General features: G+C 55.3%; 19 protein-coding genes. 9 read left to right on the top strand and 10 right to left on the bottom strand.

Annotated features, from left to right (window positions below; translation table 11 throughout):
• Positions 1-196: 196 nt before the first annotated feature.
• The gene (locus ACETPC_RS02845) at positions 197-1,483 is read left to right on the top strand and encodes a methyl-accepting chemotaxis protein (protein WP_380178383.1); all 1,287 of its coding nucleotides are present in this window, start codon (positions 197-199) and stop codon (positions 1,481-1,483) included.
• Between the two features lie 269 nt (positions 1,484-1,752).
• Positions 1,753-2,937 (top strand): pyridoxal phosphate-dependent aminotransferase, encoded by a 1,185-nt coding sequence (locus tag ACETPC_RS02850; RefSeq protein ID WP_380178849.1) that lies wholly within the window; start codon positions 1,753-1,755, stop codon positions 2,935-2,937.
• A gap of 56 nt (positions 2,938-2,993) precedes the next feature.
• On the opposite strand, the gene ACETPC_RS02855 is transcribed toward ACETPC_RS02850, so the two are convergent.
• Genes ACETPC_RS02855 through ACETPC_RS02870 form a run of 4 tightly spaced genes read right to left on the bottom strand, consistent with a single transcriptional unit; the run spans position 2,994 to position 5,993 of the window.
• Complete coding sequence (locus tag ACETPC_RS02855; protein WP_380178385.1) at positions 2,994-3,635, bottom strand: DUF1109 domain-containing protein; 642 nt, start codon at positions 3,633-3,635, stop codon at positions 2,994-2,996.
• A complete protein-coding gene (locus tag ACETPC_RS02860) occupies positions 3,622-4,152 on the bottom strand; it encodes a sigma-70 family RNA polymerase sigma factor (protein WP_380178387.1) in 531 nt (176 codons plus the stop codon). The genes ACETPC_RS02855 and ACETPC_RS02860 overlap by 14 nt, the downstream gene beginning before the upstream one ends.
• Before the next feature lie 49 nt (positions 4,153-4,201).
• Positions 4,202-5,434 carry a protein-disulfide reductase DsbD family protein gene (locus tag ACETPC_RS02865; RefSeq protein WP_380178389.1) on the bottom strand — a complete coding sequence of 411 codons (1,233 nt, stop codon included), beginning with the start codon at positions 5,432-5,434 and terminating at the stop codon, positions 4,202-4,204.
• Between the two features lie 10 nt (positions 5,435-5,444).
• The gene (locus ACETPC_RS02870) at positions 5,445-5,993 is read right to left on the bottom strand and encodes a peroxiredoxin (RefSeq protein ID WP_380178391.1); all 549 of its coding nucleotides are present in this window, start codon (positions 5,991-5,993) and stop codon (positions 5,445-5,447) included.
• 212 nt (positions 5,994-6,205) lie between these two features.
• On the opposite strand from ACETPC_RS02870, the gene ACETPC_RS02875 reads away from it, so the two are divergent.
• Positions 6,206-8,713 carry an AAA family ATPase gene (locus tag ACETPC_RS02875; RefSeq protein ID WP_380178393.1) on the top strand — a complete coding sequence of 836 codons (2,508 nt, stop codon included), beginning with the start codon at positions 6,206-6,208 and terminating at the stop codon, positions 8,711-8,713.
• A 52-nt stretch (positions 8,714-8,765) separates the two neighbouring features.
• Here the strand turns inward: ACETPC_RS02875 and ACETPC_RS02880 are convergent, their stop codons facing one another.
• From ACETPC_RS02880 to ltnD, 5 genes are all read right to left on the bottom strand, one after another.
• Positions 8,766-10,118, bottom strand: a complete 1,353-nt coding sequence (locus ACETPC_RS02880; RefSeq protein WP_380178395.1) for a GntP family transporter — start codon at positions 10,116-10,118, stop codon at positions 8,766-8,768.
• Between the two features lie 81 nt (positions 10,119-10,199).
• On the bottom strand, positions 10,200-10,985 hold the full coding sequence (locus ACETPC_RS02885) for an HPr family phosphocarrier protein (protein ID WP_380178397.1): 786 nt from the start codon (positions 10,983-10,985) through the stop codon (positions 10,200-10,202).
• Positions 10,985-11,611 carry an aldolase gene (locus tag ACETPC_RS02890; RefSeq protein ID WP_380178399.1) on the bottom strand — a complete coding sequence of 209 codons (627 nt, stop codon included), beginning with the start codon at positions 11,609-11,611 and terminating at the stop codon, positions 10,985-10,987. The genes ACETPC_RS02885 and ACETPC_RS02890 overlap by 1 nt, the downstream gene beginning before the upstream one ends.
• Positions 11,608-12,873, bottom strand: a complete 1,266-nt coding sequence (gene otnK / locus ACETPC_RS02895) for a 3-oxo-tetronate kinase (RefSeq protein ID WP_380178401.1) — start codon at positions 12,871-12,873, stop codon at positions 11,608-11,610. Before otnK ends, ACETPC_RS02890 begins: the two co-directional genes overlap by 4 nt.
• A gap of 2 nt (positions 12,874-12,875) precedes the next feature.
• A complete protein-coding gene (ltnD, locus tag ACETPC_RS02900; RefSeq protein WP_380178402.1) occupies positions 12,876-13,775 on the bottom strand; it encodes an L-threonate dehydrogenase in 900 nt (299 codons plus the stop codon).
• A 256-nt stretch (positions 13,776-14,031) separates the two neighbouring features.
• Between ltnD and ygbI the strand changes: the two genes are divergently transcribed.
• The 6 genes from ygbI (at position 14,032) to mqo (ending at position 22,656) form a co-directional block, all read left to right on the top strand.
• Positions 14,032-14,793, top strand: a complete 762-nt coding sequence (gene ygbI, locus ACETPC_RS02905) for a DNA-binding transcriptional repressor YgbI (protein WP_380178404.1) — start codon at positions 14,032-14,034, stop codon at positions 14,791-14,793.
• 186 nt (positions 14,794-14,979) lie between these two features.
• Complete coding sequence (locus ACETPC_RS02910; RefSeq protein ID WP_380178405.1) at positions 14,980-15,591, top strand: N-acetylmuramoyl-L-alanine amidase; 612 nt, start codon at positions 14,980-14,982, stop codon at positions 15,589-15,591.
• Positions 15,585-16,013, top strand: a complete 429-nt coding sequence (locus ACETPC_RS02915; protein ID WP_380178407.1) for a hypothetical protein — start codon at positions 15,585-15,587, stop codon at positions 16,011-16,013. The genes ACETPC_RS02910 and ACETPC_RS02915 overlap by 7 nt, the downstream gene beginning before the upstream one ends.
• A gap of 180 nt (positions 16,014-16,193) precedes the next feature.
• Complete coding sequence (gene treZ / locus ACETPC_RS02920) at positions 16,194-17,978, top strand: malto-oligosyltrehalose trehalohydrolase (protein ID WP_380178409.1); 1,785 nt, start codon at positions 16,194-16,196, stop codon at positions 17,976-17,978.
• Complete coding sequence (gene treY / locus ACETPC_RS02925) at positions 17,975-20,488, top strand: malto-oligosyltrehalose synthase (protein ID WP_380178411.1); 2,514 nt, start codon at positions 17,975-17,977, stop codon at positions 20,486-20,488. The genes treZ and treY overlap by 4 nt, the downstream gene beginning before the upstream one ends.
• Positions 20,489-21,003: 515 nt before the next feature.
• Positions 21,004-22,656 (top strand): malate dehydrogenase (quinone), encoded by a 1,653-nt coding sequence (mqo, locus tag ACETPC_RS02930; protein ID WP_380178413.1) that lies wholly within the window; start codon positions 21,004-21,006, stop codon positions 22,654-22,656.
• Positions 22,657-22,919: 263 nt separating this feature from the next.
• On the opposite strand, the gene ACETPC_RS02935 is transcribed toward mqo, so the two are convergent.
• Positions 22,920-25,772, bottom strand: coding sequence for an RHS repeat-associated core domain-containing protein (locus ACETPC_RS02935; protein ID WP_380178415.1), 2,853 nt, complete (start codon positions 25,770-25,772; stop codon positions 22,920-22,922).
• Positions 25,773-26,011: the final 239 nt, after the last annotated feature.

Here is a 26,011-nt window from a genome sequence, read left to right on the forward strand (position 1 = left end):
GCACATCAGGAAATTTACCCGAACGAAAATCCCGGCCTGAGCACAAAAGTGCCTGAAGAGACAGCTGAACATCAAAGGTCAAGCGTCCTGCCTGGGAAAATAATGCGACGTTAAGCAGCGCCGCACAGCATTCACCTGCGTGAAAATAGCCCCGCAGCGATGAATCATTGAGCTAATGAAAATTCCTGAGGTTGATATGTTTGGTGTGAAAAAATCGAGTCTTTCTCTGCCTGTGTCCAAAGGCGGTGCCATTGTTAAGGATATCAATGCGATCAAGCAGCATGTAGCATGGATTGAATTTTTACCCGATGGAGAAATTCTCAGCGCCAATCAGCAGTTTCTTGATGTAACCGGCTATGCGCTAAGCGAAATTCAGGGCAAGCATCACCGCATCTTCTGCGACCCGGAATATGTACGCACAGCCGAATACAGCAATTTCTGGCAAACGCTGGCAACCGGTGAATCGGTCACCGGCATCTTTGAGCGTTTCAGCAAGCAGCATAAACGTTTCTACCTTAGCGCCACCTATTTCCCCGTTTGCGACGATAAAGGCCACGTCTACAAGATCATTAAAATCGCGACCGATATTACCGCCCGGCACCAGGAACTGGAGCAGAAAGAGGCGGTGATTGCCGCGCTGGATCGCTCAATGGCAGTGATCGAATTTACCACCGACGGCAAGATCATCACGGCTAACAATAACTTTCTTAGTCATATGGGCTATGCGCTGGCTGATATTGTCGGCCAGCACCACCGTCTGTTCTGTTATGAAAGCTTTTATCGGGAAAACCCGGACTTCTGGCAAAAAATCGCTAAGGGCCAGCACTTTGTTGGCCGCTTTGAGCGCAAAACCGCCAGCGGCGAGCGTATCTGGCTGGAAGCCAGCTATAACCCGATTTATGACGCCGATGGCAGGGTCTGCAAGGTAATCAAAATCGCTTCGGATATCACGGCTCGTGTGGAAGCGGCAAAGCGCGTGGCCGATATTGCGGTGACGACTTCAGAACAGACGTCGCAAATCACCCACAACGCCAATGAAGTCCTTGATGAAACCGTACGGAATTCCGGCCAGGTCGCGATACAGGTTAATGCCGCTACAGAAATTGGCGCGCAGCTCAACGCTTCGGCTAAAAGCATCAGCGAAGTGGTGGATACCATTAACGTGATCGCCTCGCAAACCAATATCCTGGCGCTAAACGCCGCCATTGAATCTGCCCGCGCTGGCGAAGCCGGGCGCGGTTTCAGCGTGGTCGCTGCTGAGGTACGCCGCCTGGCCGCTTCGACCGCCAGCGCCACGCAGAAAATTACCGCCGTGGTAGATATTAATACGCAGCTAATCAAGCAAATGTACCAGGAGCTGGATGCGGTCAAACAGTTTGTGGTGACCGAACAGGATAAAATCAGCGAGCTTTCGCGCAGTCTGCGCGAGATTAATAGCGGCGTGCATCAGTTTGTCAGCGTTATTCATCGGCTGGATGTGTAAAACAGCCCTGTTTGGTGCACAGACGCACCGGGCTTGAGCAAAGCAAGGCGTTCGTAAAGGATGACAGCGTCTGCCGCCGGGCGGTGGCTAATCAGTAAAAGTCACTTATGCTTTTGTTCTGCCCTTATCAGCCGCCTTTTCCTGGCGGTAGCGCCCACTTCTTTCTTTATTACATAGCGTTAACATGATCGCACGCCAGGTATTTTTCGCCAGGCTGGCACGCTTACTGCATTCTCCCCATAGCCATCAATTAAAAAGGAGAATGTTTGATGAATTTTTTGGCGAAAGATGATGAAGCTGTAGATACAAAACGCAGAACGCTGTTAAAGCTGTCGGGCATGCTGGCCGGAGGTGCAGCGGTAACCGCAGGGCTAAGTTCACGCACTCTCGCTGCCGCACCCGCTGGCGCAGCGGCATTTTCCCCGCCTTCAGCGGATAATCCCATTCGTATCAACTTTAATGAAAACCCGCTGGGCATGTCGCCTAAAGCTCAGGCCGCTGCGCGTAATGCCGTAGCCAAAGCTAATCGCTACGCCAAAGCCGAAATTATTGGGCTGCGTGAAAAAGTCGCTGAGCATCACCAGGTTTCCTCATCCTCGGTGCTGTTAACTGCGGGTTCCTCTGAAGGCATCCGGGCGGCCGTAGAAGCCTGGTCGCCGCTGGGATCGCAGCTGGTGATCCCGGAACTCACCTATGGCGACGGCGAACATTTTGCCAAAATCGCCGGAATGAAAATCACTAAGGTCAAAGCGCTGGCTGACTGGGCATTTGATATCGAAGGCATGAAAGCGGCGGTCGCCAGCCATGATGGCCCTTCGCTGGTCTATCTGGTCAATCCCAACAACCCTACGGGAACCATTACGCCAGCCGATTTAATCGAGCCCTGGATTACAAGCAAGCCCGCGAACACTATGTTTATCGTGGATGAAGCCTATGCGGAGTTTGTTAACGATACGCGCTTCCGTTCCGTGACGCCGCTGATCGCCAAAGGCATGGATAACCTTATTCTGCTGAAAACCTTTTCCAAAATTCACGCTATGGCCGGCATGCGCGTAGGCTATGCAGTCGCGCATCCCAATGCGATTGCGCTGCTGGAAAACCATGTCGCCGGAGAGAAAATCAATTTCTGCGGCGTCGATGCTGCGCTGGCTTCAATGAGCGATACGGCGTTTATCGCCTACAGCAAGAAAAGCAACGATCTCTCCCGGCAAATCCTGCTGAAAGCGCTGGATGAATTACAGCTGCCTTATTTGCCTTCCGAAGGCAATTTTGTTTTTCATCAGCTAAAAACGCCGCTAAAAGATTACCAAAAGCATATGGCAGATGCCGGTGTGCTGGTTGGCCGCGCTTTTCCACCAGCAGACAACTGGTGCCGGGTTTCTCTGGGCACGCCAGAGGAGATGCAGTGGGTCGCCAATACTATGCGCGAGTTTCGTAAAAAGAGCTGGATATAGTTGCGCGCGGTAACTGCCAGCCTTTAACGCTTTCTCAGACCGGCTGCTGACGGCTTTTAGCTGTCCAGCCGGATCCAATGTCGTCCTGCTAAAAAAGTTACCGCGATCAGGGTAAGGCCTGCCGCCAGATGCATAGCGAAATCAAGCGCATGCAAATGCGTTTCGTGGCACAGCGACAGCAGCAGCGATGACATAAAAGCGATGCCGCAGCCCGCCAGCGCCAGGCTTCTGCCCGGATAAAGCGAGCGGGAACGGTGCAGCGCGATAATCGAGATCGCCACCATCGGCAAGCCGGCAGATAGCATAAACAGATAGCAATGTATGCCTTCACCAAATTGTCCCGATCCTGCGGACGGCGCCGAATAAGTCATATTACCCAGGTTCAGTAATAGCCAGCCCAGCGCCAGCAGCGCCAGCCATTTCAGTCGCAACGGCGCTCTTCCTGCCAAACTAAGCATAAAGGAGCCCGCGATAGCGCCGCTGCCGATAATAAATGACAGCAGCAGCGTAACCAGGGCACTAAACGCGCCGGGCTGCGTCCAGTCGGTTAAGTGGCTGCGCAGCGCCCAGCTGCTGAGCATGCCGCAGGGCAAAACCAGCGCAATCCAGCTGGCTACGCGCCAGCTTACGGGCCAGAGCCGCTTAACTGGCCTGGCCGAGCTGCTAAGTTGATCGATAAACCGATCATGATTTCTCATGATTGCCGCTTCCCAATTTTCGAAGGTTGAGCATCGCACGATGCAAAAGTGATTTTACGGCGGACACCGACATATTGGTTTCGGCTGCCGCCTGCGCCAGGCTCTGCTCGCGCAGATGAACGGATTCCACAATTTCGCGCTGTCTTGCTGGCAAATTTTGTAGATAGCCATCTAAATCGGGCAGCTCACGCTCCGGTTCTGCTGGCTGAAGAGTCAGCGCGCTTTCATCCTGAACTTCATGGTTCCTGCCGCGCTGCCGCAAAGCGTCAATTGCCCTCGCCGAAGTGATTGCCGCCATCCAGGGCAGAATGGGCCGCTGCGGATCGTAGGTATGACGTACGCGATGGATAGCCAGCAGCGTTTCCTGAATGACGTCTTCCACCAGCGCCTCGTCGGCAATCTTTTTGCGGGCGAAGGCGCGGATGGCAGGCACCATGGCTTTCAGCAGCTGGTTATAGGCTTCCCTGTCGCCAGCCTGCGCACGCGCCATCAGTGCCGGCCATTCAGCGGCAGGCATGTATTGTCCTGAAAACCTTAGCCAGCAAATTTATTGTCACGCAGTAGTCTCACGATTTTTTCCCGGTTTCCGTAGCATGATCTAACGCCGAGATAACAATATTGGGCGTCAGTACCTGCGGCAGCACCACGGGTTTGCCGCCGTCCGCCGGATAAACCACATAGAGCGGCAGCCCGCCCCGTCCGAAGTCGCTGAGCGCCTGCTCGACATCGGGATTGTACTTAGTGGAATCCGCAACCATATAGATAGTATCGGTGCGCGCCATCGCTGCTTTAACCGCCTGGGTAGAGAGCGAAGTGCGATCGTTAACCTGGCAGGTAATGCACCAGGACGCGGTAAAGTTTACCAGAATAGGTTTACCCTGCCCCTTAATCGCTTCAACATTCTGTGGCGTCCATGCTACGGCTGCGGCGGCAGGTGCGGCTTCTGCCGTATCCGGCGAGACTGTTTTAAGATTAATTAATGGCGGCACTAACAGCAGCAGAAAAGCTGCCGTCGCGATATGCAGTGCCAGATGACGTTTACCCATCATCCGACGTTTTTGCGCCATGCCGTACAGCCAGGCGGCGAAGCTTAGCAGCAAACAGCACGCCAGGATGGCCGCCAGCGCCCTGGAACCAGCCTGGCGCTCCAGCACCCAAATCAGCCAGCCCACCGCGCCCAGCATAGGGAAAGCCAGACCGTGTTTCAGCGTGGACATCCAGGCACCGGGCGCAGGCAGCACTTTCGCCAGCACCGGGAAAAACGAAATCAGCGTGAACGGCGCAGCAAAGCCCAGCGCCAGCGAGATAAAAATCAGCAGGCTAACCAGCGGCGGCTGCGTCAGCGCATAGCCGACCGCGCTGGCCATGAAAGGCGCGCTGCACGGCGTCGCAACGATAATTGCCAGAGCGCCGGTTAGCGCTGAACCCGTCAGGCCGCTGCGATCGCTGCCCATGCCGCCTACGCGCTGTACGCTCAGACCAACCTCAAAAAGCCCAAAAAGGTTTAGCGCCGAGCCGAGCATAATCAGGATCAGCAGTGCGATCACCAGCGGCGACTGAAGCTGAAACCCCCAGCCAACCGAAGAGCCGCCTGCACGTGCCAGCAACAGCACGCCAACCAGCGCGACCATAGTCACTACCACACCCAGCAGGAACGCCAGCCCTTCGGCGCGAGCGTGTGCAGGTCTGTCATGATGGCGGATAAGACTCAGCGCTTTAAGCGAAATTACCGGAAAAACGCACGGCATCAGGTTGAGAATAAGGCCGCCCAGAAAGGCGGCGGCAATAGCAGTCAGCATGGTAACCTCGTTACGCAGGGTTGGCCTGGCGATATTTTTTCACCGCGTCCATCGCTTTCTGAATATGGGCTTCCGGATTTTTATCGGTGTAGCTGAGCAAAATTTTGCCGTCTGGCGCAATAACGTAAGAGGTACGGTCGGAGTAAGTTTTGCCTTTCATCTCCAGCGTATTTTTATATTCGGTCGCTATCTTCGCGCCCGGATCAGCGGCAACGGTAAATTTATCGCGGCACTCCAGCTGGGAGAATTTCGCAATTTGATCGGTATTGCCAGCGGTCACGCCAATAACCGTCGCGCCCTGCTTTTGAAACTCGTCGGTCGCTTCCGCGAAAGCGTGTGCCTCCAGCGTGCAGCCTGCGCTAAACGCCGCCGGGAAGAAGTAAAGCACCACCGGCCCTTTCTGCAGCGCCTGCTGAAGCGAGAACGTGGTGGACTTGCCTGCCAGCGCGGCATCCAGTTTAAAGTCCGGCGCTTTTTCTCCCACCTGCAATGCAGCGAAAGTGGGCAGCGACAGGGCCAGCAAGGCGGCGGCGGTCAGGGCTTTCAGATTCTTTTTCACAGGCGTTTCCTTTTTTATTAAGCAAGAGAAGTAAAGCTTCAATCTGAGTTTCGCTGGAAAGCAGGAAAAAGTTTCGCGGGTGTGAAAAAAAATTTGCGGTGTACCTTAACCAGCCAACAGCAGGATAGCTGCTACCCTTTGCTTCACTCCCTGCGCCGTATGGACACAGAAGCGGATGCAGGCAAACAGAATGGACTGTAGACAGAGAGATTATGAAGCCAAAAGCCAGTACAAAAGTTAGCGTCCAGGGCGCAAGAACGCATAACCTGAAAGAGATTTCGCTCTCCTTTCCGCGCGACGCCATGGTCATTTTTACCGGGGTTTCCGGTTCGGGGAAATCTTCGCTGGCCTTTGATACCCTGTATGCCGAAGCGCAGCGCAGATACCTGGAATCCGTCGCGCCTAACGTCCGTCATCTTATTGAGCAGGCGCAGGTGCCGGATGTGGATAGTATCGACGGACTGCCGCCAGCGGTAGCTTTGCAGCAGAGCCGCGCGGGCGCACAGGAGCGTTCAACAGTAGGCAGCCTGACGCGTATTGCCGTGACGCTGCGTTTGCTGTTCTCGCGGGCGGGCGAGCGGCCAGCAGGAACCCCGTTTACGCCTGCCGAAGCTTTTTCGCCCAATAATCCTCAGGGCGCCTGTCCTGCCTGTCAGGGAACAGGCCGGTTTCATCAGGTCAAAGACGATGCGCTGGTGCCTGATGATTCACTGAGTATTCGCGAAGGCGCGATTGCCAGCTGGCCCTACGGCTGGCAGGCGAAAAATCTGCGTACAATCCTCGAAATGCTGGGCTATAACGTGGATGCGCCGTGGAAAACCCTGAGCAAAAAAGATCGGGACTGGATACTTTTCACCGATGAGCGCCCTTCCGTGCCTGTATTTGAAGGAATGGATCTCGCCCGGCAGAAAGCGGCGCTGGCGGCAGGCCGCAAACCCGATTATACCGGCACCTATACCAGCGCGAGAAAAGACGTGCTGCAAAGCTATGCCGGAGGAAAAGAGTCCGTCAAAAAGCGGCTGGCGCCTTTTATCGCCGTTACGCCCTGTCCGGTCTGCCATGGGAAAAGGCTTAACCAGGATGCCCTTGCCTTCACTTTTGCCGGTTACGATATTGCTGAAATCGGCGAGCTAACCGTGACGCAGCTGAAGGCGCTGCTCCAGCCTTATGCGCAGGGCGAGTCGCCACAGCTGCCGCAGGAAACGGCGCTAAGAGAGGCCGTTATCACAATGGTAAGCGATATCTGCGGTCGTCTCGACCAGCTTGAGGCGCTGGGGCTTGGCCATCTTTCTCTCGGGCGGCAAACCACCATGCTCTCCTCGGGAGAGCTACAACGGATCCGTTTAGCCACCCAGCTTATCTCCAAACTTTTCGGTGTGCTGTACGTGCTGGATGAACCTTCCGCTGGTCTGCATCCGCAGGATGTCCAGGCGCTGCTGATAGCCCTGCGTTCGCTTATCGCCGCCGGTAATTCCCTGGCGATTGTTGAGCATAATCTTGATGTTATTGCCGAAGCCGACTGGCTGATTGAGGTTGGGCCTGGTCCAGGGCGACAAGGAGGCGAAATCGTCTATAACGGCGTTCCTGCCGGACTGGCAAAAGTGACAGTGTCACGTACTGCGCCCTATCTTTTCAACAGGCAACCTGTGGGCCTGCGAGAGCATCGCGCGCCCGGAAGCTGGCTCAGACTGGAACAGGTTAGCTGCAATACGCTTTCGCTATCTGAGGTTGCTTTTCCGCTGGAAAGAATGACCGTTATCACAGGCGTCTCAGGCGCGGGTAAATCGACGCTGCTGGCCCGCGTGCTGCCGGAGTTACTTGAAAAACTGGATAAAACGCGCGAGGACGAAGAAACCACCGAAGAAGACGAAGCTTTGCTGGTTCAGGGTAAAATCCGCTCCGGCGGCGACCAGCTTAATCGGCTGATCCGCATCGATCAGCGGCCTATCGGACGAACGCCGCGTTCGAACCTGGCAACCTATACCGGCTTTTTCGACACGGTGCGCAAGCTGTTTGCCGCAACCGATGAGGCAAAGCGCAGAGGCTATAACGCCAGCCGTTTTTCTTTTAATTTGCCTGCCGGACGCTGTGCCGCCTGTGAAGGTCAGGGACAAATTACTATCGAGCTGATGTTTATGCCGGAGGTCAGCGCGCCCTGCTCGGCATGCGGTGGCGCCCGCTATAACGACGATACGCTTAAGATTAAATGGCGGGATAAAACGATTGCCGACATTCTCGATCTGACGGTAGAGGAAGCCGCAGAAGTTTTCACAGATAATGACACCATTCAGCGCTCGTTAACCGCGCTTGCCTCGCTGGGCCTGGGCTATCTGAAACTGGGCCAGCCCGCGACGGAGCTATCCGGCGGCGAATGTCAGCGTATCAAGCTGGCCTGGGAGCTACAGCGTCCCCAGCGAGGCAATACGCTTTATCTGCTGGACGAGCCTTCCTCGGGACTGCACCCTTCCGATACGGACAGATTAATGGGCGTGCTGGATCAGCTCGTTCAGCGCGGCAATACCGTTATCATGGCGGAACATGATATGCGCATCGCCGCAGCAGTCGACTGGATCATTGATCTGGGGCCGGGTTCAGGCGTTAACGGCGGCAGAGTTGTGGCGGCGGGCACGCCAGAAGAAGTTAGCAGTGTGGCGGAGAGCCCGACCGCGCCTTATCTTGCTAAAGAGCTGGCAAAAAGGGCCGCCGCTTTGCAACAATAGCGCCGTGTACAGCAGGGAGAAGCTGGCTTCTCCCTGTTCATTTCCAAAAGGCTCAGATCAGCGCCCATACCAGCCAGGTCAGCGCGAAGCCGGTCAGGCCCATAATGGTGGTTAACACTGTCCAGGTTTTCAGGCCGTCGCCTACCGAAAGGCCAAGATAGCGCGTTACTACCCAGAAGCCAGCATCGTTTACATGCGACAGGCCAAGCCCGCCAAAACACGCTGCCAGCGTTACCAGTACGCGCTGCATATCGCCAGCGCCTGCTACGGCTGAGGTCAGCAGGCCACTGGTGGTCAGGATCGCCACTGTAGCGGAACCCTGCGACGCGCGCAGCGCCAGCGAAAGGATAAAAGCGGCCGGGATCAGCGGCAGGTGCAGCGTTTCCAGCGTTAGCGCCAGCGCTTTGCCCACGCCGGACTCTACCAGCACTTTACCAAAGGCGCCGCCTGCTCCGGCAACGAGGATTACGCTGGCGGATCCAGGAATAGCGCGGCCGGTCAGATCCTCCAGCTTCTCCTTGCTCCAGCCGCGACGCACGCCCAGCAGCCAGGCGGCAAGCGCCAGCGCGATCAGCAGCGCGATCGGTGGCGTACCTATAACCATCATCACCTGGCGCAGCAGGCTCTCTTCGCCCAGCAGCGAGTGCGCCAGCGTTCCCAGCACGATTAAGGCGATCGGCACCACAATCAGGCCGGAAATCATCAGCGCGCCCGGCGCGGCCGGTTCGTTCTTTTGCGTGCCTTCGGGCTTCGCCATTTGCAGACTTTCCAGCACTTCAACCGACAGCTGATAGTTCTGGCGGTTCATCGCCTTAGCCACAAAGTAGCCAACCACGCCGACGGGAATGGAAATCAGAATGCCCAGCATCATCAGCCAGCCCATATCGGTTTGCAGGATCCCCGCCGCAGCCGCCGGGCCGGGATGCGTTGGCAGCGCTACGTGCACAGTCAGCATCACGCCAGCCATTGGCAGACCAAACTTTATCGGCGAGACGCGGGCGACTTTAGTAAAACCGTAAATCAGCGGGATCACGATAATAAAACCGACTTCGAAAAAGACCGGAATACCGAGAATAAAGGCCGCCATGGTCAGCGCCGCCACGGTGCGTTTGATGCCCAGCGACTTGCTGAAGCGCTGCGCCAGCGATTCCGCGCCGCCCGAGGCTTCGATAACCGCGCCGAGCATGGCGCCCAGCACGATAATAATGGCGATATGGCCGAGCAGCCCGCCCATGCCGCTCATAATCACTTCCATGATTTTTTCAGACGGAATGCCGGTGGCGATAGCGACCAGCAGGCTCACAATCAACAGCGCGACAAAAGGATGGACTTTGGCTTTAATGACCAGCAGCAGCAAAATAACGATGCTGGCGGTCGCGATGGCTAACAGCATAGCGGTGGACATGGTGATCCTCAGATATTTTTATCGTTTTAAGAGACCTGGTGCAGGGAGAAGTACCGGCGCCCTAGCGCCGGGTAAAACGGGCTAGCGCTGTTTCGCCCAGGGTTTGAACCAGCCAAGCCCTGCCAGCGTGTTGTTGCGCGGAATATATTCGCAGCCTACCCAGCCGTCGTAGCCCACTTCGTCCAGCAGGTTAAACAGCCACGGATAGTTGATCTCGCCCTCGTCCGGCTCATGGCGATCCGGCGCAGAGGCGATCTGCACATGGCGATAGCGGCCCAGGTTAGCCCGGATCAGATGGCTCAGGTTGCCGTCCACCATTTGGGCATGAAACAGATCGAGCTGGGTAAAGACGTTGGGACGATCGATACGCTCCATCATCTCCAGCGTTTGATACTGGCTGGCATAGAGGTAGCCGGGTTTGATTTTTGGGCCGAGCGCCTCCAGCAAAATGTTGATGCCGTGCGGCGCAAAGCGATCCGCCGCATAGTGGATATTACTGATAAAGGTCTCGACGCAGGCCGCGCGATCCATGCCTTCCTGCACCACGCCAGCCATGATATGAACCTGGCTAACGTTCAGCGCCAGCGCATACTCAAGTGCGCTATCGATATCGGCGCGCGCGTCGGCTTCACGGCCCGGAATAGCCGTAACGCCCCATTCGCCAGCCTGCACATCGCGTGGGGCTGTATTAAACAGAACCAGCTTGAGATTATTTTCCTCCAGCAGCTGTTTAAGCTGTTCCGCCGGATACTCATAGGGAAAAAGAAACTCAACGGCTTCAAACCCGGCGTTGGCGGCCGCGGCGAACCGCTGCAAAAAAGGCACTTCGTTAAACTGGGTCGAGATATTGGCTGCAAACTTCGGCATTAGCGGTTCCTTAACTCTTCGACTTCGGCCTTGCTGAGGTAGCGGATCGCCCGATCGCCCAGCGTGAAGATCAGGCGCGCCGTCTCTTCCAGCTCTTCGGTATTGTCGGCTGCCTCGCGTAGCGATTTCCCTACTACGACCGAGCCGTGGTTAGCCAGCAGAAAACCGCGATAGCGGCCCGCCAGCGCGGCGAGATCTTCCGCCAGCCGCTGGTCGCCGGGCTTGTAATAAGGCACCACTGGTACATCACCGACGCGCATCACCACATAAGGCGTAAATGGCCGGATGCAGTTATGCGGATCCAAATCTTCCAGGCAGGAAAGCGCGGTCAGATAATGACTGTGCAGATGTACCACCGCTTTACATTCCGGATCGTTCAGATAAAGCGCACGATGGAAAGCGATCTCTTTCGAGGGCTTGTCGCCGGAAAGCCATTCGCCCTGCGGCGTAACTTTGGAGAGGCGCTCGGCATCCAGCTCGCCAAGACAAGAGCCGGTCGGCGTCGCCAACAGGTTGCCGTCTTCAAGCAGTACGGAAAGGTTGCCCGCAGAGCCGGTGGCGTAGCCGCGCTGGAAAAAAGAGGCACCCAGCTTCACCATCTCCTGGCGGGCCTGTTGTTCGGTCATTGGGAAAACTCCGTTTGTGCGCGGCGGAAGAACTGTTCATCGCCAAAGTTGCCTGATTTCAGCGCCAGCGACAGCGGCTGATGAATATCGCGTACCCAGGGCACGCCGGGCGAAATAGTCGGCCCGATATGGAAAGCGGTGACGTCCAGGCTTTGCGCCACCACGCCGGAGGTTTCACCGCCCGCCACGATAAAGCGCTGCCAGCCGCGGCTTTTCAGCTCGCGCGTGACGGCTGCAAAGAGTTCCTCAACGGCGGCGCTGCTGCGCTCTGCGCCGTACTCCTGCTGGATAGCCTGTAGCTGCTGTGCATCGGCCGTGGCGTAAAGCATCGGTGCCAGCGGCTGGCTGCTGTTGGCCGCAACCCAGTCGCAAAGCTGCTGCGCATAGCCACCCGCGTTTTCCAGGCAGAGCCTGACATCTACTTCCTGCGCGGGCGCAAGCTGGCGATAGGCGTTAACCTGTTTATTCGTCATCTGTGAACAGGAGCCGGAGATCACTACTGCCCGATCGCCACGCGGACGCCCTGCCGTTTCGGCTTCTTCACGTCCGGCTTCCGGTTGCGCCCATTGCCGCGCCAGCCCAATCGCCAGGCCGGAACCGCCGGTGACCAGACGCATATCGCGCAGCGCTTCGCCCTGGGTCAGCAGATGGCGTTCGCTGGTGGTATCCAGCACCACATAGTTGACGCCCTGCGTTTTCAGTTCGCTGAGCTTTTCACGCACGGCATCGGCGCCTTTATCCAGCGTGGCGGCGGAAATCAGCCCTGCTTTGCCCTGCGACTGACGTTCCATCAGCCTTAGCAAATTACTGTCGGTCATCGGCGTAACCGGATGGTGCCGCATGCCAGACTCTGACAGCAGCTGCTCGCCGACAAACAGATGGCCCAGATAAACGGTACGTCCGTTAACCGGCAGCGCCGGACAGATTACCGTCTGCGTTTCGCCAAGTGCTGCCAGCAGCGCATCCGTTACCGGGCCGATATTGCCCTTTTCAGTACTGTCGAAAGTCGAACAATATTTGAAGTAAAAGCGATCGCAGCCCTGTTCCTGAAGCCAGCGCAGCGCAGCCAGCGACTGGTCTACCGCCTGCCCAACCGGACAAGAGCGTGATTTCAGGCTAATAACGATTGCCTGCGCGGTAATGCCTTCCTGCTGCTGAGGCACGCCGTTGAACTGGATAGTGGCAAGGCCGTTTTGCGTCAGAAAGCTGGCGATATCGGTCGCGCCGGTAAAGTCATCGGCAACCACACCTAAACGAGCCATGTTCACTCCTTGCCCTGCGGCAGCGTAATACCGCTAAAGATTTTAATGACCGCGCTGTCGTCTTCGCGGCCATAACCGGCATTGCTGGCTTCGGTAAACATATTCAGCGCGGTAGAGGCTAACGGCAGCGGGAAATGCAGCGATTTAGCGGTCTCTGCAACCAGATTGAGATCCTTAACAAAAATATCGACCGCAGATTTCGGGCTGTAATCGCCGTCCACCACGTGGCGCATACGGTTTTCAAACATCCATGAGTTGCCCGCCGCGTTGGTAACAACCTCATACATAGTTTCCAGCGGGATACCTGCGCGCGCAGCCATCGCCATTGCCTCTGCGCCTACGGCGATATGCACGCCAGCCAGCAGCTGATGGATGATTTTTACCGTCGATCCCAGGCCGATTTCTTCGCCAACGCGATAGACCTTTGCCGCTACCGCATCCAGAACCGGCTGTAGGCGCTCAAAGGCCGCGTCGCTGCCGGAGGCCATCACCGTCATTTCACCGACGGCGGCTTTTGCTGCACCACCGGAAACCGGCGCATCCAGCATTAACAGCTGATGCTGCGCCAGCTTCTGCTCGATCTGCTGCGCATCCTGCGAAGAAATGGTGGACGACACCATGACCACGGTGCCGGGTTTAAGCTTCGCCGCCAGGCCGTTATCACCAAACAGAATGGCGTTTACCTGCTTAGCGTTAACCACCAGCAGCAGCACCGCTTCCAGCTGGTTGACGAAACCGTCGGCAGAAGTTTGCGCATCGCGGGCACCTGCCTGGCGCAGCTTTTCCAGCGCGGCAGGATTAAGATCGACGCCCCAGGTGTTCAGTCCGGCAGCTATACAGGAAGCGGCTGCACCCATGCCCATCGACCCTAACCCGATCACGCAAACGTTTTGAATTGGCACGCTGGCCTCCGTTGTTAAATTAAGTGATTATTTGTTCAATGTTGTTAATCGTGCCAGCTTATCGGCGGAATAAATGTGTTGGGCATCACAAATCTGGCGGAATGCACAAATCATCACATTTCTTCACAGTGCGCGTCGTGGCTGGATAGTTCATGGTTTTCCAGGGCAATATCCCTGTTAAAATTACGATTTCCTGTTCGCGCGGCGATCGCTTTCCATTACAATGTGAAAAATTGATAAATTCACAGGAGCAGAAGTGATCCCGGTTGAACGACATCAGCAAATCCTGGCAATGGTGGCCGAACGCGGCGTAGTGAGCTTTTCCGAACTGACCGAACGGCTTGGCGTCTCGCATATGACCATTCGTCGTGATGTACAAAAACTTGAAGAACAAGGCGCGCTGCTGGCGGTATCCGGCGGCGTCCGTTCGGCGGAACGGCTGGCTGCCGAGCCTTCGCACCTCACTAAAACCTCGCTCTATAACGCTGAGAAAAGCGCTATTGGCCGCCTTGCCGCGCAGCATATTCCACGCAACAGCTGTATTTACATCGATGCGGGCACCACTACGCTGGCGCTGGCGCGTGAGCTGTTGGAGCGCGACGATCTGCTGGTCGTCACCAACGATTTTATGGTGACGAACTTGTTGATGGAGAGCAGCCATTGCCGGGTTATCCACACTGGCGGTACGGTGTGCCGCGAAAATCGCTCCTGCGTGGGCGAAAGCGCGTCGCGCAGCCTGCGTCATCTGGCTATTGATATCGCTTTTATTTCCGCTTCCTGCTGGGGGCCGCGCGGGTTGTTTACGCCGGATGAAGACAAGGTTACGGTCAAACAGACGGTATGCGACGTAAGCAGCAAGCGCGTGCTGCTGAGCGACAGCTCCAAGTACAACAAAATCGCTACTTTTATGGCGCTGCCGCTGGAGAGTTTCGCTACCATCATTACCGATAGCGGGCTTGGTCTGGCCGCGCAGGAGGCGTTAAGCGAAGGCAACTGGCAGCTGCTGCTGGCGGAGTAAGACCAGCCAGCCTTTTACGATTCGGGGATGGGCGAATATCTGATATTTTTGCCCGGATCGTAATAATTCAGAGTGGATATTGTCATTATGGCAACGATGGGGTATCACTCTCTTTTGCGATCGGGCATCAGAGCAGGCCCGGCCTCATTGCAATCCGGAAATTTCGCTTATACAAGGATGAATATAATGCTGCTTCTCGATCAAAATGGCATGGTGAAATCATCACGCATCACTAAAAAGAGATACACAAATATAGAGCGGGGCAAGCTGGAAAAAGTTAATGGTATCGTGGTCCATCAAACCTATTCAAAAACGGCGGAAAGCGCTTTTAATAGTTACCAAAGCAAAGGCGCAACGGGCGCCCATTTCCTGATTGATAAGGACGGAACTATTTATCAAACCGCCTCGCTGAGCAAAACAACCTGGCATGTGGGGCAAATGAAATCCCGCTGCTATCTGGAAAAAAAATGCAGCGCTGCCGATCTCACGACCATCATTAATCTGGAAAAGTCCTGGAAAAATTATAAAAAGATTTCCGATCTGGAAAAAGGCAAAGCCTTCCCCGACCGCTTTCCGGCTAACGTCGACAGCATTGGCATTGAGATAGTGGGCATGGCCTGGCCGGAAGAGAATAAAAAAGAAGAAGTTTATGAAGAAGTTAATGAAGCGCAAAATAGTGCGCTGCAATGGCTGATCGGCGAACTGACCGCAACGCTTGCGGTAGCCCGCTCTGAAATCTACCGGCATCCGGAAATAGCCAGAAAAAACTCCACGGAAGCGAGAACGGCAAAATGGTAACTAAAAAATATCTGGCTATAGCCCTGGCTTTTATTTGCTGGCCAGGGATGACGGCGCTGGTAAATCATATTGAAATAACCGAATCGGGCATAGCTTATGAGGGAAGGAATCAGACCGAGCAGGAAGGATGCAAACTCTTTAAACCCAGCGAACAAGAAGTTGCCGACTACTTTTCTCAGGCTGCCAGCATGAAAGAAGGTGGACAGGCCGGGAAAAAATACTTTTCGCCCTGCATAACCACAGGCAAGGTCGCTTTTGCGGATGACCGCTCGGGCAGCTTTACTCTGCAGTCGAGCGGCTTTGCCTCCGTAACCTTCGGCGATAAAGAAGTTACCTATTTTTTCCGCAAAAACAATCCGTGGGTTGACCCTTTCCAGTGTAGTTATGCCATGGGCGACGAAGCCGAACCGGGCTGTGAGTAACCCGCACGCCAGGTCAGTGACTGGTCACCGCCTGGCGGCAATGCTGAAATCCCTCATTTTTCACCCTTTTCCGCTGTCGCAGCGCCCTTCGCTTTCCACGCCATAGTCTATGATTTAAAGCCTGTATCGCCCCACGCGATGTCATCGATTGCTCACCGCAGTGCTAAACGAGGCTATTGAATGGAATCCAGAACATTTAGTAAAACCTGGGGGGCTGAATACGTGGCCGCCGGAACGGTTCGTTTTCGTCTTTGGGCAACCGGGCAGCAGAGCGTAACGCTCAGGCTTGCCGGTAAAGATATAGCGATGTCTGCCAGCGGTGATGGCTGGTTTGAAACAGAAGCCAGCGATGTTGCGCCCGGCGCGGAATATAACTTTGTGCTTGCCGACGGGATGGTAGTGCCCGATCCGGCCGCTCGCGCACAGAAAGCGGATGTAAACGGCCCTTCTCTGGTTATCGATCCTGAACAATATAGCTGGCAGAACGCCTGGCGCGGCCGTCCGTGGATTGAAACCGTGGTCTATGAGATGCATATCGGCACCTTTACGCCAGAAGGCACTTTCCGCGCCGCTATTGAGAAACTGCCTTATCTTGCCGAGCTGGGCGTAACCATGCTGGAAGTGCTGCCCGTTTCGCAATTCGGCGGCAATCGTGGCTGGGGCTACGATGGCGTGCTGCTTTACGCGCCGCATGCCGCCTACGGTACGCCGGATGATTTCAAAGCCTTTATCGACGCGGCACACGGCTACGGTTTATCGGTGGTGCTGGATATCGTGCTCAACCACTTCGGCCCGGAAGGCAACTATTTGCCGCTGCTCTCGCCCGACTTCTTTCACAAGGAGCGCCATACGCCCTGGGGCGCAGGTATTGCCTACGATGTGCAGCCTGCCCGCGACTATATAGTAGAAGCGCCGCTTTACTGGCTGCGGGAGTACAATCTGGACGGCCTGCGCTTCGACGCCATCGATCAGATCGAAGACAGCTCGGAAAAGCATGCGCTGATTGAAATTGCCGAGCGCATTCGGGCGGAAATCACCGACCGGCCGGTTCATCTCACTACTGAAGACAGCCGTAACGTTATCTTTCTGCATCCGCGCGAAGCAGACGGCAGCGTGCCGCTGTTTACCGGTGAATGGAACGATGATTTCCATAATGCCATCCACGTTTTCGCTACTGGTGAAACTCACGCCTACTATCAGGATTTCGCCCGCGAACCGGAGAAGCTGATAGCCCGTATTCTGACGGAAGGCTTCGCTTATCAGGGTGAAGTCTCGGCACAGTCCGGCAAAGCGCGCGGCGTTAAAAGTTCGGGCCAGCCGCCGGTTGCCTTTGTCGATTTTATTCAGAATCATGACCAGACCGGCAACCGCGCCCAGGGCGACCGGCTGATCCAGCTGGCCGGAGCCGACCGTACTAAAGTGCTGCTGGCTACGCTGCTCTGCTCGCCGCATATTCCGCTGCTTTTTATGGGCGAAGAGTATGGCGAAACCAATCCTTTTCTCTTCTTCACTGATTTTCACGGCGAGCTGGCGAAAGCGGTGCGCGAAGGCCGCGCCCGCGAGTTTCAGGGGCACGCGGGCCACGAAGATGAAAGCGTACCCGATCCAAACGCTGCGAGTACCTTTGCAGCGTCAAAGCTGGACTGGAACAAAACGCACGAACAGCAAGGCAAAACCTGGCTCGCCTTTACCAGAGCGTTGCTGGCGCTGAGGCAGCGCCATATAGTGCCGCTGCTGGCCACGGCTGGCGGCAACAGCGGCAAAGTGCTGCAAACCGCACCGGGCTTTATCGCCGTTAGCTGGACTTTCCCTCAGGGCACGCTGTCGCTGGCGCTGAATATTGGCGAAAAAACCCAGCCGCTGCCGGAAATGCAGGGAGAAACGATTTTTAGCTGGCCGCAGGCGGCAGCCGATTTGCCGCAGCATGCCATTGTTGTTCGCCTTGCTCCAGGAGACGCAGCGTGAATATTCCAGCTTCTACCTACCGTATTCAGTTCCGCAACGGCATGACTTTCGATCGCGCCGCTGCGCTCGTTCCCTATTTGCAACAGCTTGGCATCAGTCATCTTTACGCCTCGCCAATTTTTACCGCGCTTTCTGGCTCAACGCATGGCTATGACGTTACCAACGCCAATGAAATCGATCCGGCCATTGGCGGGCGTGAAGGCTTCGATCGCCTGGTGAAAAAATTACAGGAAGCCGGACTGGGATTAATTATCGATATCGTACCAAACCACATGGCTTCCTCGCTGGAAAATGCCTGGTGGCGCGACGTGGTAGAAAATGGCGAGCAAAGCCGTTACGCCCGTCATTTTGATATCGACTGGTCGCGCCGCCTGACGCTACCTTTTTTGGGGGATGACTTTGACCAGGAGCTGGCAAACGGCGCTATCGCCGTTAAGCCCGATCCGCACAGCGGCAAGCCAACGCTGGCTTACTATGAGAGCTTTTATCCGCTGGCGCCTGCTACCTGGCAAGATCGGCAGGAAGCCGTGCTGCAACTTACCGATAAAGCAAAAATCGCCGAGCTGCATGAGCGCCAGCCTTATCGCCTGATGTCCTGGCGGGATGCGCCGCGCGACCTCTCTTTCCGGCGCTTCTTCGAAATCACCGGGCTGGCTGGCGTGCGGGTAGAAGATCAGGCGGTTTTCGATGAGTCGCACCGGCTGATCCTCGAACTGGTGCACAGTGGCGCTGTACAGGGATTACGTGTCGATCATGTGGATGGTTTGGCCGATCCCAAAGGCTATCTGGAACGCCTGCGCCAGCAGGCCGGGCCGGAATGCTATATCACGGTAGAAAAAATTCTGGCTAAGGGCGAGCATCTGCCTGCCGACTGGCCGATTTCCGGCACCACGGGCTATGAATTTATCGCCTCGCTTTCGGAAGCACTGGTGGACGGCAGGCATCTGCGCCAGCTGCGTCAGGCCTATGAATCGCTGCTGGGCAAGCCTGTTGATGTACCAAAAGAACTGCGGGCCGCCAAAATGTTGATGGCGACCCGCAATTTTGCTGGTGAAGCAACAAGGCTGCTACAGCTTGCCGTGACGATCGCCGCCGCCGACAACGAGCCGCTGGCGGAAGAGGCGTTGCTGAAGGCGCTGCGGGAGCTGCTGGTCGCCTTCCCGGTTTATCGTACCTATGGCACTACCGAAGGCTTGCCGCCAGAAGATGCCGATCTGCTGCTGAAAGTAGCGGATGAGGTAAGCCAGGGCGATAAAGCGCCGGATCCGGAAGCGCTGGCTTTTCTGACGCGCATTCTTGCCGGCGAAGTTTCCGCCGCCGCGCTGGCGGATGCCGCCAGCTTCCGCACCCGCTTCCAGCAGCTGACCGGCCCGCTGATGGCGAAATCGGTGGAGGATACGCTGTTTTTCCGTCTGCATATGGCGCTGGCGCTGAATGAAGTCGGCGCGGAGCCGATGCCGGAAAGCTTTTCGCCAGAGCGTTTTCACCAGGAGATGCAGGAGCGGCTGGAGCGCCAGCCGGATGCCCTTTCCGGCACTTCCACGCATGATACCAAACGCGGCGAAGATGCCCGCGCGCGTCTCTACACGCTGAGCGAAGCGCCGGAAAGCTGGGCAGAATGCGTTGCACGCTGGCGGCTAAGTAATCAGGCGCAGGTCGTAACGCTGGAGGATGGCCCGGCACCGAAGCCCGCCGTGGAGTGGATGCTGTACCAGGCGCTGGCGGGCGCCTGGCCGACCACGCTGAAGCCGGAAGATGCCACAGGCCTGAAGGCGCTGGAAGAGCGCTTTACCGGCTTTGTCGAAAAGGCGCTGCGCGAGGCGAAACTGCGCACCGACTGGGCCGACAGCAACGAAACCTACGAAAATGCCGTACTGGACTATGTTCGGCATCTGCTCTCGCCCGACAATCAGGCTTTCCTCCAGGATTTTGTCGCTTCGCTCCAGCCTTTTATCCGCGCGGGTCTGGTCAATAGCCTGACGCAGACGGCCATTAAGCTGACTGCGCCTGGCGTGCCGGATATCTATCAGGGCAGTGAAACCCTGGATCTGAGCCTGGTGGATCCCGATAACCGCCGTGAACCGGACTTTGCCGCGCTGCAACAGCTGCTGCATTCTTCCGCTCAGGCAGATTTTGCTGACGAAGCGCACTGGCTGGATGGAAGACTTAAGCAGCGACTGATTGCGGCTGTGCTGCCGCTGCGTCAGCAGTTGCCGGATCTGTTCCGTCAGGGTGATTACCTGCCGCTGAGCGCCACTGGTCAGCAGGCGGAAAACGTACTCGCTTTCGCGCGAATCAGTGAGTCAGCGGCGCTGATTGTTGTCACGCCTCGCCTTGTGTTGCAGAGATTGCAGCAGGAAAATTGGGCGACGGCAGAAATCGCGCTGCCGGAAAACCTGGACGGGCGTCGCTATCTGAATGTGCTGAGCGGCGAAGAACTGGTTATTGAAAACGGATTGCACCTTACCGAAGAGAACAGGCTTGCGCCGATGATCCTGTTAAGCCGCTAAAGCTAAAGCACAAGGATGTGCTGAGGTTGATGACAAACCCCAGGTCGCGTTTAAATCAGTGACAGAGCAGCAGAGGCAGATCGAAACACGGACACGCCGTAAATACTTCCATGTAGGCTCGGTTGGCGCGTCCATGCGCCAAACGGTCCGCTTATCCGCTCAGCCTCTGCCGCCATAAAGCTGCGGAGTTACTGTAAAAAAAACAGATGTTCACCTGGGCTTTTTTAGCTTTGTCAGCAGTCTGAGCACAAGGATGTGCTATGCCTGGTTACGCAGCCTTAACCCTACAGTTAACACTGGTATCACCTCTTTCCTGCCTGAATAAGCCGCCCGAAGCGTTTTCTAAACCGTTCCATAACAAGTGACATGGTTTTGCTTGGCTATTTGTAACTAAATTAACTTAAATATGACATTTTTTAGTTTTGTAACTAAAAACACATACAATTGAGGGTAACAATATTTTAATATTTACAACCACTTTTTAACTAATGTCAAATCCCGACTAGTGACCTGCCATGAATAAATCAAAAAAGCTTCTTACATCGCTTTCGCTGTCCACTTTACTGATTTCTTCAGCGCTCCACGCTGAAACTACACCAGAGAAAACCGACGTCCTGCTGATCGGCGGCGGCATCATGAGCGCCTCGCTGGGCACCATGCTGGAAGACGTACAGCCAGACTGGAAACAGATCATGGTTGAGAAACTTGACGGCGTCGCGCTTGAGTCCTCTAACGGCTGGAACAACGCCGGTACCGGCCACTCCGCCAACATGGAGCTGAACTACACGCCTGAGCGTGCAGACGGCACCATTGACGTCAGCAAAGCGCTGGAAATCAACGAAGCCTTTATGATTTCCCGCCAGTTCTGGACTTCCCAGGTGAAAAATGGCGTGCTGAATAACCCGCACTCCTTTATCAATTCTACGCCGCACATGAGCTTTGTCTGGGGCGACGCTAACGTTGAATACCTGAGCAAGCGCTATGCCGCGCTGCAGAAAACTACCCTGTTCCAGGGCATGAAATTCTCTACCGATCAGGATCAGATCAAACAGTGGGCGCCGCTGATTATTGAAGGCCGCGATCCTAAGCAGAAAGTAGCTGCAACCTGGACGCCGGTCGGCACCGACGTCAACTACGGTGAAATCACCCGTCAGCTGACCGCCAGCCTGCAGAAAAACAGCAACTTCAAGCTGGAAACTTCTTCTGAAGTCACCGATTTCAAACGTAACGGTGATAACTCCTGGCACGTAACCATTAAAGACGTAAAAAGCGGCAACGAGCGCGCTGTTGATGCGAAATATGTCTTTATCGGCGCTGGCGGCGGCGCGCTGAAGCTGCTACAGAAAACCGGTATTCCGGAAGCTGACAACTATGCAGGCTTCCCGGTTGGCGGTTCTTTCCTGGTTACTGAAAACCCGGCGATCACCAGCCGTCACCTGCAAAAAGTTTACGGTCAGGCTTCCGTAGGTGCGCCGCCGATGTCCGTTCCGCATATCGATGCGCGTAACCTGGACGGCAAGCGCGTGGTGCTGTTTGGGCCATTCGCTACCTTCTCTACCAAGTTCCTGAAAAACGGTTCGCTGTTCGATCTGCTGAGCACCACCACCACCAGCAACTTTATGCCGATGACCCACGTTGGTATGGATAACTTTGACCTGGTGAAATACCTGATTGGTCAGGTAATGCTGAGCGACGATGACCGTTTTGCCGCGCTGAAAGAGTACTACCCTGACGCGAAGAAAGAAGACTGGAAACTGATCCAGGCTGGTCAGCGCGTACAGATCATCAAGAAAGACGCGGATAAAGGCGGCGTGCTGAAGCTGGGTACGGAAATCGTGACCGATCAGCAGAAAACCGTTGCGGCTCTGCTGGGCGCATCGCCAGGTGCTTCTACCGCTGCGCCTATTGCCATCAACGTGATGAAGAAACTGTTCCCGGAGCAGTTCAACTCGCCAGAATGGCAGGAGAAGATCCACAAGGTCGTTCCTACCTATGGCCAGACGCTGAACGGCAATACCGAGCTGACCCAGCATGTTTGGGATGACACTGCGGCCACGCTGCAGCTGACCAAGCCGCCGGTAATCAATATGCCTGCCCAGGAGCCTGCGCAGTCTACCATCACCGGCCAGGCTGAGAAAACTCCAGCCCAGCACGATATGGCGCTGTAAGTTCCCCATAAGAAGCTAATGATCATAAAGCCTGCCATCGTGCAGGCTTTTTTTATAAGGCCGATTTAGCTTAATACGTTATGGCGGCTCGACAACAATCCTTAAGCATGTCCCTGCTGCAGCACAAAAATAATGGCAGATTTCACAGGGCTGCCGCAACCAGACATTTTATAAAGAAGCTGCTTCTGATTAAAAAGCCGCCTTAAATATCATTGACCCACCAGTTAACTGGTGGGAATGTTTCCTTCCTTACTTAACTCATATTACACAGAACGCATGGGACTAAATGATATTTTCCCTTTTAATGTTTTTAGTATATCAATGTTATTTATTGTGCTCATTATTTTATCTAAGTCATGAGCAGGTATCACATCTTCAGAAAGAACATTATCTATATCATCACCAGTTAAAGCCTCATTGAGCTTTAAGCGCACCAAATCCTTAATCCTGACTAACTCCCCAGGTGAGCTGGCCGCTTCCAAATAGCCATCTTCATAATCAGCGTGTAAGCTTTTCAGCACCTCATTCAAATGAGTGTCATGAGGATTCTTAATTCCAATTGCATCATAAAAATCAACATTTACAATTGAGTTTTCAATGGAAAGGTGCGTCCTGAAATCAGAGCTTCCAAATAATTCCCCAACGCTGAACTCTTCTTTTATAACCACATCGGCATCCAAATACAGCCCGCCATATTCATATAGCGCTAACAGCCTGGATAAGTCAGAAAGGGATTTTTCCTTACCTTTTGTTTCACTTGCCTCGATTTTTGAAAAGATACCACTGATATTGCCGAAAGATTCATCACCCTCTTTTGATTTTATATTCTTAAGTTCATTCCAGTCAATGACCTCAAGATTTTTAAACTCACCAGTCAAGTTAATAAAATGCTTGCTTGCTCTATCATCACTCCACAACTTCACTTGATTACGCGGGTTTTTATTAATTGTATTTAATATATTATCATATATGTGATTAGGGATTTCCCCATGGTAAAAAATATGAATTATTAATGGCTCATGCCGATCCGGGGACAATCCATCTTCATCCTTCAGCGTAACAGGATTATTTCTACAGAACCGGAACAGATTCAGCCCGTCCACTCTGCCCGCCGGATCCGCGCTCAGCCAGCGGCCCGACCACGGCTGGTAGTACCTATAGCCATAGTAGTATAGCCCCGTCGTGTCACGCTCCTTGCCCGAGTAGCGCACCGTTTTATACTTCACTTCGGTCCGGCTGCGCGCTGTCAGGATCGCCGTCCCGCCGTACGGGTAATACTCCTCCGTGCTGATAACCCTCCCATCACCATCCAACTCCAGGCCGCTGCTGGCCGTGAGATTATCGTAGCTGTAACGTAGCTGATCGCCGGTCATTTCGTCCGGCCTGCCTGTTATCCAGTGCAGCACCCGCACCTGCGCCCGGCCCGCTTCGCCCGCCGTAATCACCTCCAGGCCTTCCGTCTCAGTGTAACCGTTATGGGTGGAGCGCAGCTCCAGACCCGGCAGGTACAGCACCCGCTGCGTCTGCGTGCCGGCTCCGGTTTTCTGCACGCTGACCTTCAGCACACGCTGGCTGCCGCTGTCATAACGGTAGCTTTCTCTGTCGTCCGCACTATCGTCGCGTACCACCGGCGTCACCTTCAACAGCTCGTTACGCGGCGTCCAGAGCAGGCTCTGCCCAGGTTGTAGCTGTTTCTGCTGGCCACCCGCCGTGAAAAGCGCGTCCACGTCTGCGGGGTTTTCCGTCAGCGTGCTCAGTACCCCCCGGTTGCTGCGGTCACTAATAATGATTCTGGTTGTGTAGCCGCTACCCGTTGCAGGTGTATGGCGCACTTGCGTCAGGTTGCCTGCTTTGTCGTAGTGATAGGTGCGGGTGTATTTTGTGTATGCGGCGCTGTCGGTGGGATGGGGAACGGTGGCAGAAGGCAGATGACTGCTCTGCTGGCCTGCGCCAGCCATCTCGCGCCCGGTAGCGCTGACTAGCTGGTACAGGCTGTCATATATGTACGTGTTCTCCGGTACCACTTTCTGATTACGCCAGAATCGGGTCTCTTCCGCATCGTTATTAATTTTTAATACATTGCCCACCGGGTCGTACTCATAGCGTAAGTCCTGTAGCACTCTCGCTCCTGAAGGATGTCCGGCAGGACGTTCCGTTTTAATCCTGATCAGGCGCTGCGTCTCTGCTTCATATGTGTATGTGGTCACCACGCCGTTGCCGTGCACCTCGCGCAGTTTCTGTCCGGCGGCTGAATACGTCAGGGAGGCTACGATAATCTGCTCTATACCGCCCTTCAGGGTCAGCCAGCTGCCCGATAGCAGGCCCGCCACGTCGTATGCCACGCGCTGCCGGTTGCCTTTCGCATCGGTAATGGTCAGCGCCGCGCTGGTGGCGTCCACAGTAGTCAGAGTGGTATGCCCTTCGCCCTCCTCGGCGAGAAGAGTGTTCCAGGCAGACACATCCTCGCCCTGCCAGTCTGTCCCGGCCGCCGGGTTGTCTGCATCCTTCAGCAGGCGGCGGGTAACGGCGAGCGGTACGCCGGTAAGCGCCACGCTGCCCGTCTGCATCAGGCCGGCGGTGTCGTAGTGGCTGACGCAGGTACCTGCCAGGTTCAGAACCTTCTCTTCTGCAGCGTTGCCAGCATACATGAAGCGCTCCGTAATGCGGGCGGCCTCACCGTTAAGCTGCTCCGTGATGCTTACCGGACGGCCCTGCAGCGCTGCGTCCTCATACTGCCATGTACGGGTCACGGCCTGGCTTCTGTCCTCCGTGCCGTCGTCTACGGTACTGATGTTACTGACCGCGATAAAGAGGCGTCCTGCGGCGTCGTTCAGCGCTACTGTGGTTCCGGCATCGGTGCTGACTGCGCGCAGGACGCTGCCGGACAGGTCTTTGAGATAAGTGAAGTTAGCCCGTCCGACCTCAGACAGCCGTGGGTCAGTGCTCTGTATTAGAAAGCCGCGGGCGTCGTACTGATGGCGGGTGATGCGCACGCTGGTCACTTCAGGAGCATCCGGGCGGCGGTGGTACGCGATATCGCGTGCTGTCAGACCACGGTTATCGAGGATTTTGACTGAAGGGGTTTTACTGTTAACAGCAAATTCTGTATTACACATGGAATTCTCCTTTTTTAACGTTCAAAAGAGAATAACAGATGCTTTGACGGGGCTAATTAAATCTAATTTAAACTGTAGGGTTAATAAAATGCTCGCATGTATATAACGACCGTTTCTGAACTCCCCATCTATATAAATGACAAAATGCCGGTGCAGGCGGACGCAAAAAGCGCCATCCATGGCCCGTAGTGTTTTGTGCAGCCACGGGCCGGTTAATCAGCAGTCTGAAACCGGCATTG

It is taken from the genome of Pantoea sp. sgz302252, from assembly GCF_042610525.1.
Taxonomy (GTDB): domain Bacteria; phylum Pseudomonadota; class Gammaproteobacteria; order Enterobacterales; family Enterobacteriaceae; genus Erwinia.

What these genes read in the sequence shown, in the direction of transcription:
- ACETPC_RS02910 (WP_380178405.1), top strand. Translation starts at nt 14,980, where the DNA reads ATGCTGCTTCTCGATCAAAATGGCATGGTGAAATCATCACGCATCACT.
- ACETPC_RS02865 (WP_380178389.1), bottom strand. Translation starts at nt 5,434, where the DNA reads ATGCTGACTGCTATTGCCGCCGCCTTTCTGGGCGGCCTTATTCTCAAC.
- mqo (WP_380178413.1), top strand. Translation starts at nt 21,004, where the DNA reads ATGAATAAATCAAAAAAGCTTCTTACATCGCTTTCGCTGTCCACTTTA.
- ACETPC_RS02890 (WP_380178399.1), bottom strand. Translation starts at nt 11,611, where the DNA reads ATGACCGAACAACAGGCCCGCCAGGAGATGGTGAAGCTGGGTGCCTCT.
- ACETPC_RS02935 (WP_380178415.1), bottom strand. Translation starts at nt 25,772, where the DNA reads ATGTGTAATACAGAATTTGCTGTTAACAGTAAAACCCCTTCAGTCAAA.
- ACETPC_RS02885 (WP_380178397.1), bottom strand. Translation starts at nt 10,985, where the DNA reads ATGCCGAAGTTTGCAGCCAATATCTCGACCCAGTTTAACGAAGTGCCT.
- ACETPC_RS02850 (WP_380178849.1), top strand. Translation starts at nt 1,753, where the DNA reads ATGAATTTTTTGGCGAAAGATGATGAAGCTGTAGATACAAAACGCAGA.
- otnK (WP_380178401.1), bottom strand. Translation starts at nt 12,873, where the DNA reads ATGGCTCGTTTAGGTGTGGTTGCCGATGACTTTACCGGCGCGACCGAT.
- ACETPC_RS02915 (WP_380178407.1), top strand. Translation starts at nt 15,585, where the DNA reads ATGGTAACTAAAAAATATCTGGCTATAGCCCTGGCTTTTATTTGCTGG.
- ACETPC_RS02875 (WP_380178393.1), top strand. Translation starts at nt 6,206, where the DNA reads ATGAAGCCAAAAGCCAGTACAAAAGTTAGCGTCCAGGGCGCAAGAACG.
- ACETPC_RS02845 (WP_380178383.1), top strand. Translation starts at nt 197, where the DNA reads ATGTTTGGTGTGAAAAAATCGAGTCTTTCTCTGCCTGTGTCCAAAGGC.
- ACETPC_RS02860 (WP_380178387.1), bottom strand. Translation starts at nt 4,152, where the DNA reads ATGCCTGCCGCTGAATGGCCGGCACTGATGGCGCGTGCGCAGGCTGGC.
- treZ (WP_380178409.1), top strand. Translation starts at nt 16,194, where the DNA reads ATGGAATCCAGAACATTTAGTAAAACCTGGGGGGCTGAATACGTGGCC.
- ACETPC_RS02855 (WP_380178385.1), bottom strand. Translation starts at nt 3,635, where the DNA reads ATGAGAAATCATGATCGGTTTATCGATCAACTTAGCAGCTCGGCCAGG.
- ACETPC_RS02880 (WP_380178395.1), bottom strand. Translation starts at nt 10,118, where the DNA reads ATGTCCACCGCTATGCTGTTAGCCATCGCGACCGCCAGCATCGTTATT.